This is a genomic window from Caballeronia sp. NK8 (assembly GCF_018408855.1).
In the GTDB taxonomy this organism is placed as follows: Bacteria; Pseudomonadota; Gammaproteobacteria; order Burkholderiales; family Burkholderiaceae; genus Caballeronia.
Genome location: NZ_AP024322.1, coordinates 3,038,337 through 3,057,909, shown reverse-complemented (window position 1 = coordinate 3,057,909; position 19,573 = coordinate 3,038,337). Strand labels below are relative to the sequence as shown.

Sequence of the window (19,573 nt, the reverse complement as noted above, 5' to 3'; positions counted from 1 at the left end):
AGTCACCGGAATTGTCCGGATGACTGCGTCCGCGACGACAAGGTCACAATAATTGTCCTTAGAGTTCCTGCTGGAGCACCGAAACAATCAAGATTTCGTTCGCGTAGCCGGTTCAACAGGGCGTTTCATCAGAAAAAAATCGCGCTGTCATGCCGCCCGCGCCCAGAATTCCGGACAATCTCGGTGACCTTGTCTTCTCGCGCAAGTCAGAAGTGCTGGTAGCCGGACATTTTGTGTGACCTTGCTGCCCTCCGGTCTCATGCCGCACGGTGGTCGCGATATAGGCGCTCGTTCAAAAGAACAATCTTGTGACTTCCTTGCGCCAGGTCTAACGCGCGGTATCGCATCTTTGCAACAATAAAAACTGCCTCCGTATAGCGTTAAATAAGCAATTTGCCAAGCATTGCGAATTATTTGTTGACGATAATCAATCGAGCTTGCTAGCTTGTTTTTTGTGTACAACTGACGCCATCACTGAAGGCTCGGCCGATGTCCTGTACTTGCCTGAAATCAGACGCGTATTCACACGTCAAAACGAGGAATCACAATGGTGCGGCCCGCTCGTCAAACAGAGGACATCTCGGCGCTCAAAGACGCACGAGTGAACTATGCAATTCGTCGCGCCGTGGTTGCTGCTCTCTTGGTCGACCCGGAAGGCGTCGAGGCATGGCGGGACCTTCCAGCTGCGGAACTCGGGCAAAGATTTAAGAGCGACCTATGGAAAGTCATTGGTGTCGCAACGGTGTACAACCTCGACCTGAGCGCGATGTATGAAGAAGGTGAGGAACTGCGTAAGCGCTTCCGCGACCTTTCGAAAGCTCAAGAATCGGAACTCGAAGGAAAGAATCAAGGTGCGTTGGCAGACCGCCGCGCACTTGTTCGAGCGGGAAAGCTGCTCCGCGAGAAGGACTTTTGTCTCGCCGCGAATATCTCAGTCGAAAAATTGCGACGAGACGTTTCTTTGAGACGAATCTTCAGCGCGAATGCCGGCCGAGCAAGGTACTACCCTGCATTTTTTATTTCAGAAATCATTGACCGAAATGACCTCGCGAAGGTCATACGTCGCCTGCGCGACAAATCAGGGTGGGTCATGTGGGATTTTTTCACCACTGCGACTGAAGAGCTTGATGGCCGTACACCGCTTCAACTTCTTAGGATTGGAGAGGTCAAGACAGCACTGACGGCCGCAGCAGGTTTCGCGAAGGGCCATACTTCACGACTCGCAAAGCCGTGAAGGAAATTCTGGACACCGTTCTCCCAAACCTGCCGCTTCTGTATGTGCCGGCGGTCGGATTCCTTTTCAGCTTGCTTTTATTGCGCATCAAAAGACGCTATGTGAAGGAGGGGAGCTTCCTCAGGCGCTCCCCAGTTTCGTCAAGTGAGCGCCAACTTTCGCTTCCTCGAGGCCGCGATGTGACGTCCGAAAATCAGATTGACCTAGACATTGCACTTCGTAAAATCCATGAACTCGCGCTGGCGGATGGAGATTTAGGCTATGCCTACTGGTACCAAGTCGGGCAGCTCCTTCGACGAGCAGATGGTATGCAAACAGAGATAGACTCGCTCAGGGAAGAGCTGGAAAAATGTCGCGCAACGCGCCGCACGAAACGTGCAAACTCGAACAGCAGATGAAAACGAGAACTCTAGCCCTCTTGGCCCATCAGGCATCGAGGGCGTTTTCTTCGTTCAGCACCCGATGGAAATCGGCCACCGGTTGAGCAAAGCGTGAAGTGTCCTTATAGGACACTTTTTGGTGCGTAGCATTGCCGCGGGCGATGGCTTAAAAATAGCGCTCTTTCAGTCGCTCTACGGCAATCGAATTTCAATACATTTTTTTGCATCGCTGTCACCGTTTGACACGGTAAATGGAGGTAACGCGCGCTTATACTTTATGCAGTCATGTGACTGCAAACAGAAGCGTGACTCATGCAACAACTCATGTCGCCCCACGCATTGGCCGCATTCCTTGGTCTGGCAGTGCAAACCATTTATAACCGCCATTCTTCCGGTGGAGACCTTCCCAGTGCTATCAAACTGGGCAACCGGATTCGCTTTCGGTCCGAAGACGTCGACGCTTGGCTAGATGCCAAACGACAGTCACTTCCCACGCAGACCACGATGCCAACGACCGGTCGTCCCATTCAACGGCGCGAGCGTCGGCGGTCGTCTCTAATTATCCGAACCGTGACCGAGCGGTACGCGGTAGTTCGCAGCTCTTCGCACCCCGCTCCGGCTGGAACCGGAGCGGGGTGCGCGCAAAGCGCGTTGTTACTCACCGACAATCGAGTATAGGCGCGGAATCTTATCCGCCGCACAAGCACGCGGAGGAAATATTTCGTAGCAGTGCAAAGGCATAAATATAGTTAGTTGCTGGTGTGGCACACCCAGAGGTGTGTCATGTCGTCGTCCGCCCTCAGAGACCTGATAGAAGAATACGCGCCGCACAAACCATGGTGCGGCATCGAAAAAAATGCATCAAGAGTACGGCCACTTTCAACAGCGCTGACTCTGCCCTACATGCAAATGAGCAACCCAGCGCTCGCGTGCTGGCTCATTTTTGACATCGACCGGGCAGACGCCGCAAGCGCGTGGACCGACGCTGATTTGCCGCCACCGACCTACGTTGTAACGAATCCGGCAAACGGACATGCACACATCGGCTACGCACTTGCCGCACCCGTGTGCGTGACTGATGCAGCTAGAAAACACCCCCAACGCTATCTGGCAGCGATTGAGCACGCTTACATGTTACGCATGGATGCGGACGTGGCCTTCAATGGCCCTACTGCGAAAAACCCGTTGAATGAACGCTGGAAGCTGTGGGAGCCAGCAAACTGCCCGCAGTACGAACTGGGTCTGCTAGCCGATTACGTTGATTTGCCGTCGTCGTTACCTCGCCGCCCGAAGCCGGAAGGCTTTAGCCGCAATTGCGACTTGTTCGAGATGCTGTCGGCGTGGGCTGTACGAGCCATTCGAGCGTACTGGGGGCCTGGTGCAGAGAATCGGTGGCGTGAAGCCTGTATTCAGCAAGCGTTGTCACTCAATACGTTCGATGACCCCATGGGGCTGAACGAAGTGATAGGTATTGGCCGTAGCGTCAGTAGGTGGACATGGAGGAATACGACTCCGGCAGGCTTTCGAGCTGTGCAGGCAGAACGAGGCCGGCGCGGTGGCGTTGCTTCGGGCGCGGCACGCCGTGCGGCGACGGAAGAACAACGGTCCGTGGCCATTAGTCTTGCGCTGCAAGGACTGTCAAACCGTGCAATTGCCTTACAGCTCGGCGTGTCGCATCCGACGATTGCCGCGTGGCTGCGTGCGAGCGGTGAGTGACGGAGTAAGTGGTAAGTGAAGCCTTATCAGGTAGCAGCGCCAATGGGGCCAATCCGCAGCCTCATGAAACAAAGGCGAACCCGGCTAAGCCGCTGCGGAATTAGGCTTAGCCGGGTTCACTGTATCTCGAGCTCATCGCATGCTGTAGGCGTGAAGCAATCGAAGCTCTGCGCTCAGCGTCTGAGTTCCTCGCTTTCTCATAAGTTTTGGACGGACTAGCCTTTCCGAGCAACTTCAGGTCGATGCGCCAAAAGTCCTGTTCTCATGATTTGAACGCTTTACGCTAAACCCTCCATTCGGTCGACGACACACAACGCTATACCAAATCCCAGCCAATTCTCGCAACACTCTTCCCATCCACGGTGGGAAAAGCGATGAGATTTCGCCGGATGTCAAAGCTTAGACAACGACCAAATAGCATCCCCCTCCGGTGGTTAGACGGTGGATACTTCCCATCGTGCGCTCCTTTCCGGCATCCGCTTTTTGAGTGCTGAGCCGGCACTCTCATCGAGCAAAAGTCAGCTTTCGCTATGCTCTCAGCACCCGCTTTTGGGGGTCGTTGCCACCTGGCAACCGCGATTGCGTTATGCGACATCCATCGTCAAATCGGCCTCCAAAGTCGCCTCGTCTGACTCGTAATCTTCACCCTCCTCACGAGTCTCCCCGGCATACGCACGCTTCCCCATTGCGTCTTCAATCAAAGCCAATAACTGCTTTTGTCGGTCGGACATAAACGCTTCGAACGAATCGCTTCGAAGCAGACTCGAATTGATGAAGTGCGACTCAAGATGCTCGTTCAATCGTTCCCGGTCAATAGGCGGGGTTGTCGAATTACCGCCTTCAAGCTTCGCAAGATACTCGGACGGCGCCACTCCACCGATAATCCGATTTGTTCGGTAGGACAAAGGGGTTTTGTTGATAATCGAATCGTACACGGCCGGCTTGATGCCGTTCGTTTTACACCAGTCTTGTGGAAAGATATGGTGAATATCGACGTTTTCTCCGAAGAACACAGTATGGTCAAATTTCTGCCCAGAGCGAAAATCGCGGGCGCCATCCCGCATAAGCAGGGCGTTAACGCCCTTGTATGCAGCCGATAGGCGCATTCGCATCGTTTTAAGTCGGTCAGCTCGGAAAATAGTTTCGCTGATTGTCGTCGGTTCTGGCCCACCGTTCAGCCATGCAGGCACTTCCAAAAAATCGCGCGCGAAACGCGAGTCGACCGCTGAACCATACAACTCGCCAAAAACACCATTCCAATACCACTGAACCAGTTTTGTGCGAACGGTATCGTGCTCCCATGCAGTTCCTATGTCGGCTAGAATCGCCGCAAGCGGAACGATTTGCGACTGGTAAGGTAAGTCGAACACCCGGTATATATGCAGCATATGAAGAAACTTAGCTGCGTGAGTAAACCCAGTCTCGACTTGTGCCTCATACTTCTTGTAAGCAGCCAAGGGTAGGTTCAGGAGCGCCTGTCGATTTCCACTGACCGACGGTAATTCTTTTCCAGATTTTTTGGCTTGCTCTGCCTCTCGCCGCTTCTCCCGAGTGTAAAAAAGCGAGATTGCTTGCAAGAAGTCCGTATTGGTGACGTTCGCGATGATGCCCGAAGCAGCACCCGCGGGACGCAACGTCTCTGCAAAGCGACTCTGCCGGCCCTTCGTTTTTTCACTACCGAACCAATCCTTTCGAAGTTCGTGCCCTTCGGCGGCATACATCGCCGTAACGAGTTCGAATGCGTCAAGCGGCTTGCCTCCGGTATTGACCTTTTCAAACACGACGCACACTGCTTCCTTAGACGTCGACCTGTCCAGCGCGATAACCGGTACCCGGTAGTCTTTGAAATTCTCGAGAATCGCCTGCTTAAATGCTTTGAACAACTTCCGCGTGTCTGAGTGTTCATCTCCGCGCCAATACTCTTGGAAGCCGTCCTGCCAAGAATCCCAGTCGAATACTTGCGAAACGGGGTACATTAGCGTTTCGTACTCGCGTTCTGGGGTAGTCAGGTCAAGAACCTCAGAGCGCCCGAAATCCGTGCGGACGACCCGGTCTTCCGGCACACCAACAATGGCATCTTCCCGGTCACATGAAGGGTCCATCGCTTTTCTGATATCGATATAGAACCAGCGTTTGACCTTCTTGTTTTTTGGCGTAACGGTCTCGACGACTTTCCCACGAAGTGTTACCTGATAGAGCGACGTCATACGCTGTTGACCGTCAAGGAGAAGTGAACGCGGGGCCGCCGACTGAGCAGAGCTTGGAGCGCCCTCAACCGGCCGAGGCTTAAACTCAACGTCACCTCCCGTCTCCAAGGTCATCAGTGCGCCAACTGGAAAGGCCCGAGAGATGGACGCAATCAGGCTTTTGATGCGGTCTTCATCCCATACCCAACTGCGCTGAAAGTCGGGCAATTGAAGAGCGCCCCTGTCACAGTCGTCGAGTAGCTCTCGCAAGGCGATTGGATTGGTTTGAAACGCGGACCTGGCCATAGTGATAAATGTAGTCTTAATGGATAGCTGTAGTAAGGACGACACACTTGCCGCTATGCTGCACTCGATAGCGACATTCTTCTCATCAATTCATCGTCTAATTCGTCAACCGTTACGGGATATTGCTTGAGCAGATGCTCTAGCTCACCCCTTTCAACCAATTGAACGCGGTTCACGTCCGCTTGGGCATGTGTACCAACGTTAAACCGCCGATTTGTCACACAAATACGCCTGAAGCGTGTCCCCGCGTATGTATTTTGGTATCGCGCAGCACCTGCGGTTACCTCTTTCACCGCATCCCATCCGAGTTCGGCGCTCGCAGATGACTTGCATTGAAGCAACTCACCTTCTTTTCCCTGCAACGCAATCACGTCAATACCGCCGTCACCACGCGTCTTTGTCGTCACGGATGCAACGTATCCGCGCTTTTCCCACAACAGCCTGCAAAAATATTCAAAGCTGGTGCCGTCAAGCCGGTCGATGTCGTCCATCGCGAGATACGTGAGCTCAACACGCGTGGAGCCGGGTATATCTCCCAACAATTCAGACATACGCACATCTTCGATGTTGCCGTTTAGCATGACCTCCATCGTAGAGTTGCTCATGGTTGCACCTGCAAGTTTTCCCTTGCGCTTCAGCATTTCGTCGAGACGCACCTCGAACGTAGGAAAATCGGCCACTACCGTTGGACAATAAACAAATACATCCCTTTCCTGACCGATGCGATACGCCCGGTCGGTCGCCTGGTTTTCTTTTGCTGCGTTCCACGCGCGGGTGTAATGAAACACATGGTTGGCTGCCGTCACGTTCAGGCCGGCGCCGGCAGCCAAAGTTGAAAGAATGATGACGTTGAAGCCATTGCTGCGAGAGAAGCGGTCAATGATGCCCTGTCTCGCCTGAGTATCTCCGTTCACTACCGACGGTTTGATGCCAAATCGCTGATGGATGAAGTAGGCGAGCGCAGCCTGCACCTCACGTAACTCGGTGAAGACGATAGCTTTCTCTGAGCGGCTTGAAACCGATTCGAGCTGCTCGAGGAGCCACCGCATCTTCGGTGAATTTTCAAGATGGGCGTCAGGTCCGCGCTTATCTGGCGCAAATCGGCTTCCCGGCAGGCAATATGGCTCAGCGCACACAGCTTTCATTAAATGCAACGCGCCGAACGAAAGCCTCGCGCGTTGCTTGGCGTCGCGCTCCACGGCAGCGTCTTGCAGCTTTTTGAGTCCCCCCTTGTACAGCACGAGCTGGTGGCCTGAAATGGCGACCTCAAGTCGCTCGCTATCCGCTGGACTAACACTGAGCGAAGAGGTGGATTGGGTTAGTCCCTGCAAGACGAAATATTTCTTCTTAAGTTCGTCGGCAATGTCTTCCTTCGTCCGACGTAAGGTCTGCGGTGCAATGAGCAACTGAAGACGGTTCAGGCTGTCGTGGTGTTCTTCAGTGTTGCACTCAATCGGTCTGCGATAGGTTCGGCCGAACGTCTCCAGTGCACCCAGTAAGCCTGGCTGCACGAAGTCGAAGAGGCACCATAGGTCAGCAAGAGAATTCTCCACCGGCGTTCCGGTGCAACAAATACGAAAGTCCGCTTTTAGCTTTTTGGCAGCTAACGTAACCCGTGTGCCGGGAGTCTTGATACGTTGCGCTTCGTCGCAGATGACGAACGCGAATTCCTGACGGGCGAACGAGAATTCATAACCGGTCAGTACCTCGTAGGTCGTGATGATGACTTTGTGGTTCCCAAGCCACTTAGGTTTGAGGAGTTCTGTGACGCCTCTGGTCTGCAACTGTTCGTCGATGAGGTCTATGGGCTGTTTTCTCGCTCGCAATTCCTCGCCGTGCAAAACGAGATGTGCTGGGAAAGCGGGAGTAAAAAATCGCTCAATCTCCTGAGCCCAGTTTTCCAGCAGACTCTTCGGTGCGACAACCAGTGAAGGCTTTCCTTCAGGCTGCTGTTCGTAGAACCAGCCGAGCAGCGTGAGCAGCTGAAGCGTTTTTCCCAAACCCATATCATCAGCGAGGAGTGCACCCCGGCAGTCTGAAGGACTAAGTGCGACGAGATGCTGGAACCACGCGATGCCTTGCCGTTGGTGAGTCTTGAGCGAAATGGAGGGTCGCAAAGACGCCGGCAGATGGACCTTCGCATCTGCCGGAGGCGTCAGAATAGCCCGTCTCGCTTCCTGATAATCAACTTCGTTGAAGTTGGTTTTGACGAGCAGACTTTCCCGCGTCCTGCGCGGCTTTGACGGTTCGCTGGCTTTTTCCGCCTTGACCTTTTCACTTGCGGCAATCATTGAACTGAAAGCATCCGCAAGCTGCCTCGCCTGGACAGTATCGATGGCCGTTGGCATCTCGGTGTCGCGTACCTCGCTGATTCCTTCCTTTTCTGCCTGCTGAACCGCTTGTTCGAAGTTTTGAACCCACTCTTCGGTCAGCGGGATGAGAACGTGTCCGTCGTGCCCGGACAAGGTGACGGATACCATCGGGGTCAATGTATCGGGCAACCAGCCACCGTCATCGTCTGCTTCTGAAGAAGCCTTTTGCATCACTGGAACATACACGGGCTTGGCTACGCCAATCCCGTGAATTCGGTCGCTGTAGTCGTCCAGCGTGTAGACGTCTGTGAAATCAATGCGCGCGGCCGGCTGAGTTCGCCACAAGAACAAAACCTGTCGAGCGGTCTCGAGCTGTAATGTGGACTCAACGTCGACAGTAAGGTCAAACTCGTTCCACGGAAACTGCTCACGCTCCTCGCATAAAGCTTTCTCCAGAGTCGCTACAAATTCTGCGAGCGATGCCGTGCCGTCAAAATTGCATTCAGACGTTTGGGCCGCGCCATCGGCATAGTGTTCAGTCACAACGAGACTTACTGCATCGATGTGACCGTCTCTCATCCGCGGCGCGACTGAGAAAACCGTCGTGACTGGACCGGCAGAGGCTTTGTCCAGCAGGAAGTCATCCTCGTTGAAGACTTCGGCTGCGCTCTCGCCAAGGAAGGCCCACGGGTTGTGAATGAACTTTTCAGCTAGTGCACCGGCAACGCGGCGCCCCGGCATGTCGCGCTTGATGACCTGGAGAACCTTGCGGACGGGTTCGGACAACACGATGCGCACGCGGCCACCGTCGATGCTCGCAAGGTCGTAATGAGCCTGCACGGCCTCATACTGGTCAAAAGCGCGCAACCATCCGGTCGGCGCACCATCAAACGTTGGCATTACCGTGTGAACACGACCGAAAGCAGTCTCTTCCTTTACCCGAGGAAGGCGCAGTTTGCCTGGTGTAAGAACGTGGGTCGTTGCCAGATACTGCGATTTATAAAGAGCGCCACCAACCTCAGCTTGTGCGCGGATGTTCCCCCAACCTAGTTCGTTGAAATGTTGCGTGCGCTGCTCCGCAGAACGGAGCCGAAACTGTTCAACGATTGCGACCGTCTTCCATGTTGCCGCGGGGAGAAGCATTTCCTCATCATCGACAATCAGCACCGCGCCTATCCGTCGGGCCGTGCGGAGGCTACGCCCGTTCAATTCCCATCCTTCGACAAAAACGTCGAAGGATGAGTCCGAAAGCGTAGCCAAGTGGTCCAACACCGGCTGAGCCGGACGCTCGAGTGGCACGATGATGCTCGAAAGCGAAGACTGATGTTCAGCCATTTCCCGCAGTCGATAGAACTCCGACCAGGACAGAAGGATGGTGTCGACGTCAATTGAAGCGGCGCCCTCCTGCACCAGTTGCAGGAGGTAATGAGCAAGGACGAATTCGTGCTGTTCAACGGCGAACGCTCTCGCCTGCAGCTCATCGACCGTCGGGGTCGGCAGCGGGAAAGCCAGCCTGAATGCAATGCCGTGTTCGGTCCACTCCGGCTGAAAGCTCGAGCGTGCCGCTTTATTCGAGGCATCGCGTTTAAACAGGTTGAAGAAAGCCATTCTTACTCCGCGTAGTACCAAGCCGAACGTGAGTTAGCCCATTTAAAACCCCACGCCTTAAGCTGCCTGCCAAGCGCGATGTCCTGTCGCGGGTCTTCAACCCACAGTCGGCCGCCTGCGGCTTGCCGTCTGTCATCGATGTATGCGCCGATATATTGCTCAACCTGCGCCTCGAGCGCCGCCATGGAAAATGGTGCGTGCTTGTTCGCTCGCGACGGTACGATGGGGGGAGCCCATGCCGGCCCCGCCGGCATAGACTGAGGCGGAGGTGTCGCTTTCATTTGTTGCGCTTCGAAGGGCATAGGATGTGGCCGTCGTAGCGACTTCTTATCGTCGTCGGGACGTATGCCAAGTCGAGCCAGTTCGTGCGCCGCGCTGAACTGCCAGCCTGCGTTATGGATGATTCGGCATCGTGCCCCAGTGCGAAATCCGTAGCGCAAATCCTCAGTGCCACCGTGATAGGTCGTTGAGTATCTGTCGAAGCGGAGTGTCGCCAAGTCATAGACGTACGCAGCGTTGCCCGTTGTACTGAACTCGACAACAATGTATTCGCCAATCTGCATAATGAACGCATCGATGTTCTTGTTTCCGTACAGGGTGGCGTAAGCTCCTGTCTCCCGGGCGATAAGCTCTCGGACCGCCTTGTTGCTTCGCGCCAGCGACACCGTTTCGCTACTGAAAATCAGACGCGTCCAAGAAATCTGCCGCATGTAGCGGCTCCAAAACGCAAGCCGGCCCTCGTCTGCACTATTTCGGGCAGCCAGCACGTCGAAGAAGTCCCGCAGGTTGCCCTCGTTCACCCATTGCAAGACCATTCGCCAAACAGCGTCGGGCACCCGATTCCAAGCGGTCGCAATGCCCGCTGCTTTTAGTTTTGGATTGCGCCATACGTCTTTTCCTACGACGTAGTCCCGAAGTTCGTGATGAACCGGATGCCCAGGAATTCGGTGGTAACGTGCAAGAAGAGCCTCGAGGGCTTCATCCCGAAATACGGGACGAGATTTGATGAGCTCAATCAGGCGCGGTATTACTGCCCTGAATTGTTCGTCGTTGTAGGCAGCACTGGCTTTCACCGCGCTGAAGACCAGTGCATGCCAGAACCAACTACTCTCCGGGATGCCGACGTTCTCAACAATTGAATCAAGGATGGCCCGGTCACCGCCGAGATAATGGTCTGCAAATTCGTCCGCAGCGTTTTCGCCGATAAGTGCAGGGTGCTGACGCAGCGTAGTAATCCAGTCGGGAGCCGTCGCGTTACCACTGGCGCTATTGATATGAGGCCATGTCCTGGCGAGGAGCTTTCTTAGCGAAAGCCAACCCTCGTGCTCCATTCCCTTCGCGGGGAGCGGGTTGTACGAGAAATACGATACCAGCAGGCCAAACCAGGTTAGGCGCCACAACCTTCCACCAACCGCTTCGTCCTCGTAGTATCTGAAAAGTGCCGCGAGCCTGTCACTGCCGATGGGTCTCGCGCCCTGCCGTTCCGCGACCTCTTGATTTAGCGCGCTTGCAACTGTGTCCCTCTGAAATTCATCAAGTTCATGTCCGCGCAGGAAGGCAAGCGCCGACGCATAGGCATCGCGTGCCGAGGGACGCGCACTCGCATATTCCTGGAAAATACGCTTTGCCTGCTCACTCGCTTTTTCAACCAATACTGGCTGCCCCAGTTCCTTCCAGTCGGAACTGAAAGCAGCAAGTTTTCGGTCAAGCGCTGACTTCAGGCGGGCTAGAGCGTCGGTACCTAGCTGCATTGCCCGAATTCCTTCGAGGTGGGCGCGAGAGGCGCGGAAGGTTGCTCGTCAAGCGCCCAGAATTCGACCTTCAGTTCGACCCGGCGACTCGCTTCCTTGGACTCTTTCGTGGAGTTGAACGAATAACCACCAACGAGAAACAGGTCGCGAATCTGCGTCTTTTGCCCGATACTCAGCGGTGTTTCGTCTCTGGTCGGCGTCGCGAATAGTGCGCAAACTACGCGCCGGCTGCGGTCGAGGCTGAGCCCTAGGTTATATAAGTAACTACCGTCCTGGTCGGTGAACCCTTCCACAACAATGCGGCGAATCCATTTGCGGCCAATATCTGTCTGTTGTGCCTTGAGCAGAACCGGTACGTAGTTTCGGAGGAAAGTCGCGCCGTTGGTCGAGATGTCTGACCGTCCGCTATCAAACCGGACGATGTCACCAAGGTCAATTCGATACGTTGTTTCGTTGACCTTTACCTCTGGAAACTGGCGCGATACTTCTTTGATTTGAGCCATCAATTCCCGGATGTCCGTTTCCCGCTGTATTTTCCTCTGCTCAACGGCTGAGACACTCTTGGTTACAGAGATAAGCGTCGCGGCCATTACAACCAGGAACAGGGTCATCAGTGCGGACATCAGGTCCGAAAAGGAAATCCAGAAGGGACTTTCACCTTCAGACTTCCCAGAGCGTTTAACAACGATTCGTGAAAACATGGCGTCACGCGGCGCGCTTCATGCGCTGAAGGGCGATACCAAGCTCCTGGACAACGCCGGTCAGCTGCTGCACGCCATGACCTGAGATTGACCCGCCACAACGGACACCTATCCTTTTGAAAAGGGGGTGTCAAAATGGGCAAGCATCGAGCACCGTACCCGGCGGAGTTCCGGGCTCACATAGTCGAGCTGGTGAAGGCGGGGCGAACACCCGAGGAGCTTGCGCGAGAGTTCGAGCCTAGTGTGCAGACGATAATCAACTGGGTGGCGCAGGCGGATATTGACGCCGGCGCGCGTCAGGAGGGGTTGACCACGGCTGAGCGCCAAGAGCTCACCCGTTTGCGCCGCGAGAATCGGCAATTAAAGACGGAGCGCGACATTCTCTCTCACGCCGCGGCCTGGTTCGCCCGCGAGACAGGAGCCGTGTCCTCGAAGGATACGGATTCATGAGAGCAAACCAGGCCCGTTGGCCCATTGCCACGATGGCGCGGCTGCTGGGAGTCTCGACCAGCGGTTACTACGCGTGGCTGGTGAGGGAGCCATCAAGGCGGTCACGTAGCGATGCTCAGCTACTGACGCGCATTCGTACGCTGCATGCGAGTTCGCGAGGTACGTACGGAGTGCCGCGCATCCATGCGCAACTTGCGCGCGAGGGAGTGCACGTGGGACGCAAACGAGTCGCGCGCCTGATGCGCATCGCGGACCTACGGGGAGCAAGTCGACGGCGCTGGCCGCGTACAACGCGCCAGCGTGCGGGGGCACGGCGTGCGCCGGACCTCGTGCGCCGGCACTTCAATGCTGAAGGGCCCAACATACTGTGGGTCGCAGATGCCACCTACATTCCGACGACAGAAGGCTTTCTCTATCTGGCTGTGGTGCTTGATGTCTTCAGCCGGCGCATCGTCGGCTGGGCGATGTCGAGCCACTTGTACACCGAACTGATGTTGCGCGCGCTCGACATGGCCCTCCAGCAGCGACGTCATGAGGGCGTGATTTTACATTCCGACCAGGGAGCCCAATACACATCCATTGCCTTTGGGCGACGCTGCCGCGAAGCCGGCGTGCAGCCCTCGATGGGTACAGCCGGCGACGCGTACGACAATGCGATGTGCGAATCCTTCTTTGGGACACTCGAAGCAGAACTCCTGTCGCGCGAACACTTCGCGACCCATGAACAAACCCGCAGGCGCATCTTCTCCTTCTTGGAAGGCTGGTACAACGTACGCCGCCTGCATAGCAGCATCGGCTATTGTTCGCCGCTCGAATTCGAAAACCTGAGCGCCAAGAGAAAAACCGTATCACCCTGCGGGTTGCCCACCGACGGGCAGCGTCGTGGTCGTGAGAAGCGACCCGCTGCCCGTCCGTGGACAACCCGCGACTCAACGCTTAACGGAGGCCGGACGACGACAAATCTTTAACTGCAAATCTGTCCGTTGGAGCGGGTCAATCTCAACCAAGGTGGCGGTCTGTCTCGCCGATAGTCTGACGCAGCTGGCTTGTCATCGCGTTTCCAAACTGCTCGAATGATTCGGCGAGCGTCTGATTAACACCGTCCAAATACTCAGCCGCCTGGCGTTCTGCGTCGCGAAGCGTTTGCACAATCTGTTCAAGGTCTGTGAGCATAGAGCGGGTTAGCCCGGCCTCCTTTCCGGCGGACTCGACTAGGCCCTTGAGAATGCCCACATATTCCTGGACTGTCTCACGAGTACGGTCGTACTGCTGAAACGCTTGTGTAACTGTGGTTGACGCCGATTGGAGCGCGGAAGTGGCGCGCTGCAAGTCGCCCGTAACAGCCACCGATTTCTCAAACACAGTGGTAACCGATGCGCCTGCGGTTTCGAAGCGATTCGCAGCAGTGTGCATCGTCGCAGCGCCGTTGTTCATGCCATCGATGGCACGCATACTGACGGCCTGAAGCGCATCGATATTGGCCTGTGTCCGTGCAATCTGACTTGTGACTGCTTCAATCACGGCTTTCAGCTGCGCCGACAGGTGGTCGACAACTTCCTCAGTGCGGCGCGTAAGTGCCTCGTTCCGTGCATTGTCCTGTGTTGCAGCCGCGTCTCGAGTCGCTTGTAACTGCGACACAGATGCAGATACTTCCTGTAGAACTCGGCCTACGGCATCGTTCATCGCCTGACCGTTGGCATCCTGTTGCTTTGCTGCGCCGGCCCCGAGTTCTTCAGCAAACTGGCGCATCTGCGCAGCCAATATTTCTTGGTGGCTCGAAATGCCACTGATGATTTCCTCAGTACGACGTCCCAGCGACTCATTGCGTTGTTGTTCCTGTTGGGCCGACTGGTTCCTGCTATCAGCGAGGCTCTGCAACGTGTCGTTGACTCGCGCCATCACCTGTCCAACGGTGTCATCCAAAACCTGCCTGGACTTGCTCTGCTCGTCGGCAACCAGCTGTCGGAACTCGTTCACGAATTCCCGCATTTGTGTGGTCATCAGTTCCTGATTTGCAGATGCATGCGCGAGAGCTTCTTCTAGCTTCCCGGTAACCTGCGTCGACGCATTCTCATTGGTTTTGGAGATGTCAGCCAACAGCTGCTGCATGGAATCTTGCACCGCCCGCATGGCGCTCAGTGAGTGCTCAATCTGCGCGCTCGCTCCGCGCATCTGACCGCCAAAGGTATCCTCGAGCTTGGCCATAAAGCCCGACAGCATCGATTCGAGCATGCCATTGACAGCTTCACCGTTCCCGCGGCTGGTTTGCTCCATTGCGTCGGTCATCCGTTGCAGTGGCGCAGCGAGCGTGTTGTTAATGGTTTGTCCGATGTGTTCGCCCAGCATAACGGACGCTTTTGCCTGCGCTTCAATCTGGCGCTCAACCAGATTTGCCATCATTCGGCTAAGGTCTTCCACCATTGCATCCTTAAGCTGGGCCGCGTGTGCCTCACTCTTCTCTGATGCATGAACGAGTCGCGCGAGATATTCTTCGCCAGCTCCAGTGTTGTAGAGCGCGTCAATCGCGTGATTCAGCTTTTCAACCAGTCCGTAGAGATACGCCAGCGTCAAGCGACTGAAAAAGGTGACGCCCATCGCGCAGCAAATCGCAACGGCCGATGCGATGAATGCGTGGGAAACGCCTGCGAGAAGTGGTGTAAGACCAGAGACTGCTTTCGTTGGGTTGGATGGGTCAAATCCACTTAAGCCCTGCAGAAGACCAGCGAATGTCCCGATGATGCCGAGACCCGTCAGGATTCCAGGGAGGTGCCGCGCAAAATCATCGAATAAGCGTGCGTCGACCAGCACATCGCGGGTGAAATAGGTCTCCGCGGGGAGCGTTGCGCGGGTCTCAGGAGTTCCGTTTGCGGTGCGACGCAGCGGGTGAAGGGTGTCCCGGTACTCCAGCCAAAGGTGCTTCAGTGGCGCCCGACTAAAGTGTTTGCCGACTTCGTCGGGTTCCGGGCGCAGGCCGGCGGCCCTGACGCCACGGATTACCGTGCGGAGTTGCCACCATACCTGCGTTCCTTTCCATGCGTACCCCGCTATAAACAAAAAGGTAAGCAACAAAACGAGGCAGAAAACGGCAAGAGGGAAGCCGGAAAGCTCGCGCAGAGCCGGATTGAAGCTGGCTAGAAGGTTTACAAGCCGGTCGGTCATTTCACACCCGTAGGGTTGACCCGGACGCCTCTCGGCGGCATCGACGGGTGCAAAGCGTTTGCTTACGCTTCATGCACGGGCGCCCGGTGTCTGGTCTCTCGTTATCCCACACGTCACGGGTGGGCTTTCTTATTCTTGCATCCGCGAACGGTATTCAAATCGGCGAAAAATGTGGTCTTTGTAAGTCAATTCGCGGAATGGATTATAGAGCCGATTGGCTCGGGGTCGTCGAAACTCTGCAGAAGCCAACGAATGTCGACTGAGCAGATGCTTTTTAGACTCGGACCGACCTCATGCACCAGAAGCTTCGCCAGGCGACGTACCGGGCCCAATGCCCAACTTGAAAGTGAGGTCACCCTTGCCGACGCAGAAGGGTTCGAGTCGATATGCTTCGCGGTCGAACGCTTGGGTATGCGGTTGCACGGTAAGGTCGCTGCAATGGGAACATATCGGGCCGCTATCGAGGGTCTTGCGCAAGAGTCGGTCATTCTTAGAGGACTACCTTTACTGTTTCCGCACCTGTTCTTGTCATTTTCGACCCTATTCGAGGCACTTCGTCGGGCTCGGAATGACGCAATGCATACAGGTGTCTATGCTCGCAGCATCACTCACAAGGCGGTCGAGCTATGCCTCGGCCTGGAGGACGCACTTATGGCAAATGGACGCACAAACAACGCGTCAATCGTCTCGCATTTCATGGTTCGCGCTCCCATCGTTGTTGAGGGATGGCAACCCGTCGCGCAGGCAAGGCAGCTCATGCTCGCACATTCGATTTCGTATCTTCCGTGGTGGAAAGACGAAAAATGGATGCTGCTCTCTGAGACGAGTCTCCTCCGGTATCTCCGGTCAGCAAGTACACGGGATGACCACGCTGGTCTCCTGGCAAAGCTTTTGCAAGATGCCAATTTGGACCTCACTGAGGCGGTGACGGTTGAGCCTGACACGAAAATTGACGAGCTGTTGTCGATTCTACCCGTCGACAATGCGACAAAGCTGTGGTTGGTCGTCGACAACGTTCTACCAGAGCGGCTCTTGGGTGTGTTTACTCCGTTTGACTTGCTATAGCAGGTTCGTAGCCCACGGCAAAGTCGCGGGCGTAGTCAAACAGTTCGGCTAACGCGTTGACGCTGTTCAACGTGTGGTCTCTTTCAGTTCGCCGCGGAAGAGCCTTCGCAAACCAGGTGCCGTAGGGCGACTAACTCTGCCGCGCTGAAGGGACGCGGCGATAACTTACTGCTGATGTTCCATGCCCCCCGGTGCCGGGTCTACGCGCATTTCGTCCTGATTTTCCGCCTGCTCGTCGCCGAAATTTTGCGTGCGCAAATACTGCGCGAAGTTATTCAAATTCTGCACGCCTCTCATACCTGCCCGTTGAGCTATACCGAATGCGAGTCACCTTGCCCGACTCCGGTTTTCAGGTATGAGCAGGACAATTTAATGAACCATGGCGCATATCTCATGGCAAGCAGATGTTTGATAAAATCTCCGTATTGTCCTTTTTCGTCAAGGACTTACGACGATGGATAATTTACTCATACCGGTCACTCTTAATAGCTCGCAGAGGCGACCAATTCGTACAGCTCGGGCAGACAAACGGAAAATTCGTATGTCTGCAGTTTCAACTCTAACCTTCCGGGAACTCTCGGAAAAGATGCAACAGCGTGTGGCGAATGGGGAGACCCCGGCTTCAGCGCTGCCCAATTTGAAATCCGCCCTTCGGGCGTTCCTCGCAAACTTCGGCGTTTCAGAAGAAAGCACTATCGGCTCGTTGCTCCGCCGCTCGTACTACCGAAACCTTCGACTTCACGTCGAGAAATTACAAGCCGAGGGGCGCGACAAGAGCTACATAGCAAACCGCAAGAGCTTGATGGGCAAGTGGTGCTCACTAGTAACGCATCTCGACCGCATTGAGGCAGCCGCATCAAACTGTATGTCCCCGTTTCAATCGGCGCTAAATGAGCTGCTCACGCAAACCCAGACGACCGTGGCGGGTTTGGCGCGAGCGGTAGGTATTTCTAAAAGTACCCTTGCGGGTTGGCTCAAAGGAGCGTTACCGAATCCCCGCGCAGTCCCTTCGTTGAAACGACTTGAGCGTTTCTTTGCCCTAGAGTCGAATTCACTCCTGAACATGGCATATGAGCGCCAGTATTTCAGACCGGTCGAAACGGCGCCAGCCACGGTCATCCCATATCGGGAACGTTTGGCTAAGGCTACGAAGGACACGTACCGTCTGAAGCAGGTCTCTGATTCCTTTGCACGGGAATGGTCGGACTTCGTTATGCACAAAACGGAGAAGCTACCTGAGCTTCGACGATATTCGCGCGGAGTTTGGGTCACAACGGACCTAGTTACGGAGGGAGAAACCGACCGCAACTGGTACTGCTTCATGAAGGGCAAATACGTTCCCACGGCAAAGATTGTCTGGATACATGCGATGTCTTTCCTGGGGTGGCTCAATCGCGCGCGGGAGCTAGGCGGAGCAGGGCTCAGCATTGACGAGGTGCAGACGCTCGCGTGGTTCTCAAGCAAGCGGATGGTTCATCGCTACATGAACTGGCGTATTGAGCGTGCTGACGACAAAGTGCATGGCGGTGTGCTCGACTTTGCAGGCTTAGTTGCATCACTCAACCACCCACAGCACGGCTATCTCGCCCAGATGCCCGAACTCCGGGAGGGGCTGCCGGAAAGTCACCGGCCGCAAGTTTGGAAAGACGCTTGCCAAGAGGCCTACGCTTGGGCAGCGGAGACGAAGAAGAATCTCCTTGTGGCTGGTGTTGAGCATTCGAGGGAGCCGATGGCCCCCATTAAGAAAGTGCTGGAGCTTGACGACCCGCTCGAGGCTGTCGCGGACATGATTTCTCGAATGAAAAGTTGCCGACCAGCAACTGGTGGTGCGTACGAAGCCATTTGGGCGCGAGACCTGCTCCTCATCAAAATGATGGCATCGAATCCATTGCGTGCTAAGAACATGAAGTTGCTCACGTACTGCGCTGACAATACAGGCAACCTCTATCGTCGTCCAGATGGGAGCTGGTTCATTCGAATCGAAAAACGTGCATTTAAGAATGCCAAGGGCGCTGCAAAGAGCCGAGACTACGACATGCCCGTCAACCATGTGGTTTGGGGAGACATCGAACGCTATCTGAATGTCTATCGCCCCATGTTGCCGGATGCCGACAAGGTGGACTTTGTCTTCTTGTCTTCAACGGATGAAAAGCAAGAGGGCTACGTCGGCGTATGGAAATCCTTGAACCGACGGGTTTTCTACCTGACTCGTCGCTACTTGTGGGACTGTCCAGGCATCGGAACACACGGCTTTCGCTACATCATTGGCACAGCCACGCTGAAGAAGGCACCAGGTGCCTGGGATGCAGCTGCTGCCGTTCTCCACGATGAGGTCGACACGGTGAAGGCCCACTATGCCCATCTGCGCCCTTCCGATAGCGGGAGCTTCGTACACATGTTGCTGGATTCCGCATTTGCGCGTATGTGACCAGATGTGTACGGCCGGGCGTCGAGCCATGGGCCCGGCGCCCAATTGCGTTACAATTGCGGTACATTCTTCCTCGGCGAGTCGAAACATGGAACGTAAGACCGACACCCTGAACCTTCGGGTTACGCCCGAACTAAAGGAGTTGATTCGACTGGCCGCAGAGAGGGAACACAGAACAATTGCAAATTTCATTGAGGTACTCGTCAGGCAGCATTGTGTCGAGCATGATGTCGCTGTTTCGACTAAGCGGCCGCAGAGCCGTTAAGTTCACGGGGAA

At 55.4% G+C, this 19,573-nt stretch carries 13 protein-coding genes and 1 pseudogene; 8 read left to right on the top strand and 6 right to left on the bottom strand.

Annotated features, from left to right (window positions below):
- The first annotated feature begins 547 nt into the window (after positions 1–547).
- From NK8_RS14565 to NK8_RS14550, 4 genes are all read left to right on the top strand, one after another.
- Complete coding sequence (locus NK8_RS14565) at positions 548–1,234, top strand: hypothetical protein (protein WP_213226750.1); 687 nt, start codon at positions 548–550, stop codon at positions 1,232–1,234.
- Positions 1,231–1,632: a hypothetical protein gene (locus NK8_RS42795; RefSeq protein ID WP_225936176.1), complete on the top strand. Its 402-nt coding sequence runs from the start codon at positions 1,231–1,233 to the stop codon at positions 1,630–1,632. Before NK8_RS14565 ends, NK8_RS42795 begins: the two co-directional genes overlap by 4 nt.
- 294 nt (positions 1,633–1,926) lie before the next feature.
- On the top strand, positions 1,927–2,292 hold the full coding sequence (locus NK8_RS14555) for a helix-turn-helix domain-containing protein (protein ID WP_213226749.1): 366 nt from the start codon (positions 1,927–1,929) through the stop codon (positions 2,290–2,292).
- A 105-nt stretch (positions 2,293–2,397) separates the two neighbouring features.
- A complete protein-coding gene (locus NK8_RS14550) occupies positions 2,398–3,330 on the top strand; it encodes a replication initiation protein (protein WP_213226748.1) in 933 nt (310 codons plus the stop codon).
- 584 nt (positions 3,331–3,914) lie between these two features.
- Here the strand turns inward: NK8_RS14550 and NK8_RS14545 are convergent.
- From NK8_RS14545 to NK8_RS14530, 4 genes are read right to left on the bottom strand one after another with little or no spacing between them, the layout of a single operon-like run.
- Positions 3,915–5,822: a DUF262 domain-containing protein gene (locus NK8_RS14545; protein WP_213226747.1), complete on the bottom strand. Its 1,908-nt coding sequence runs from the start codon at positions 5,820–5,822 to the stop codon at positions 3,915–3,917.
- Positions 5,823–5,875: 53 nt separating this feature from the next.
- Positions 5,876–9,742 carry an SNF2-related protein gene (locus NK8_RS14540; RefSeq protein WP_213226746.1) on the bottom strand — a complete coding sequence of 1,289 codons (3,867 nt, stop codon included), beginning with the start codon at positions 9,740–9,742 and terminating at the stop codon, positions 5,876–5,878.
- A gap of 2 nt (positions 9,743–9,744) precedes the next feature.
- Positions 9,745–11,493 carry an EH signature domain-containing protein gene (locus NK8_RS14535; RefSeq protein ID WP_213226745.1) on the bottom strand — a complete coding sequence of 583 codons (1,749 nt, stop codon included), beginning with the start codon at positions 11,491–11,493 and terminating at the stop codon, positions 9,745–9,747.
- Positions 11,484–12,194 (bottom strand): flagellar motor protein MotB, encoded by a 711-nt coding sequence (locus tag NK8_RS14530; protein WP_213226744.1) that lies wholly within the window; start codon positions 12,192–12,194, stop codon positions 11,484–11,486. The genes NK8_RS14535 and NK8_RS14530 overlap by 10 nt, the downstream gene beginning before the upstream one ends.
- Positions 12,195–12,329: 135 nt before the next feature.
- On the opposite strand from NK8_RS14530, the pseudogene NK8_RS14525 reads away from it, so the two are divergent.
- Positions 12,330–13,465 (top strand): annotated as a pseudogene (locus NK8_RS14525) (IS3 family transposase); the annotation flags it as partial.
- A gap of 178 nt (positions 13,466–13,643) precedes the next feature.
- Here NK8_RS14525 and zorA read toward each other — a convergent pair.
- A complete protein-coding gene (zorA, locus tag NK8_RS14520; protein ID WP_213226743.1) occupies positions 13,644–15,803 on the bottom strand; it encodes an anti-phage ZorAB system protein ZorA in 2,160 nt (719 codons plus the stop codon).
- Positions 15,804–16,379: 576 nt separating this feature from the next.
- Between zorA and NK8_RS14515 the strand changes: the two genes are divergently transcribed.
- On the top strand, positions 16,380–16,868 hold the full coding sequence (locus tag NK8_RS14515; protein ID WP_213226742.1) for a hypothetical protein: 489 nt from the start codon (positions 16,380–16,382) through the stop codon (positions 16,866–16,868).
- A 165-nt stretch (positions 16,869–17,033) separates the two neighbouring features.
- Here NK8_RS14515 and NK8_RS43385 read toward each other — a convergent pair whose 3' ends face one another.
- Positions 17,034–17,156 carry a hypothetical protein gene (locus tag NK8_RS43385; protein ID WP_301549861.1) on the bottom strand — a complete coding sequence of 41 codons (123 nt, stop codon included), beginning with the start codon at positions 17,154–17,156 and terminating at the stop codon, positions 17,034–17,036.
- 253 nt (positions 17,157–17,409) lie between these two features.
- Between NK8_RS43385 and NK8_RS14510 the strand changes: the two genes are divergently transcribed.
- Together NK8_RS14510 and NK8_RS43670 are read left to right on the top strand one after the other, a co-directional pair.
- Positions 17,410–19,296 carry a helix-turn-helix transcriptional regulator gene (locus NK8_RS14510; protein ID WP_213226741.1) on the top strand — a complete coding sequence of 629 codons (1,887 nt, stop codon included), beginning with the start codon at positions 17,410–17,412 and terminating at the stop codon, positions 19,294–19,296.
- The gene (locus NK8_RS43670) at positions 19,223–19,561 is read left to right on the top strand and encodes a DUF1778 domain-containing protein (RefSeq protein ID WP_367657775.1); all 339 of its coding nucleotides are present in this window, start codon (positions 19,223–19,225) and stop codon (positions 19,559–19,561) included. Before NK8_RS14510 ends, NK8_RS43670 begins: the two co-directional genes overlap by 74 nt.
- The last annotated feature ends 12 nt before the right edge of the window (positions 19,562–19,573 follow it).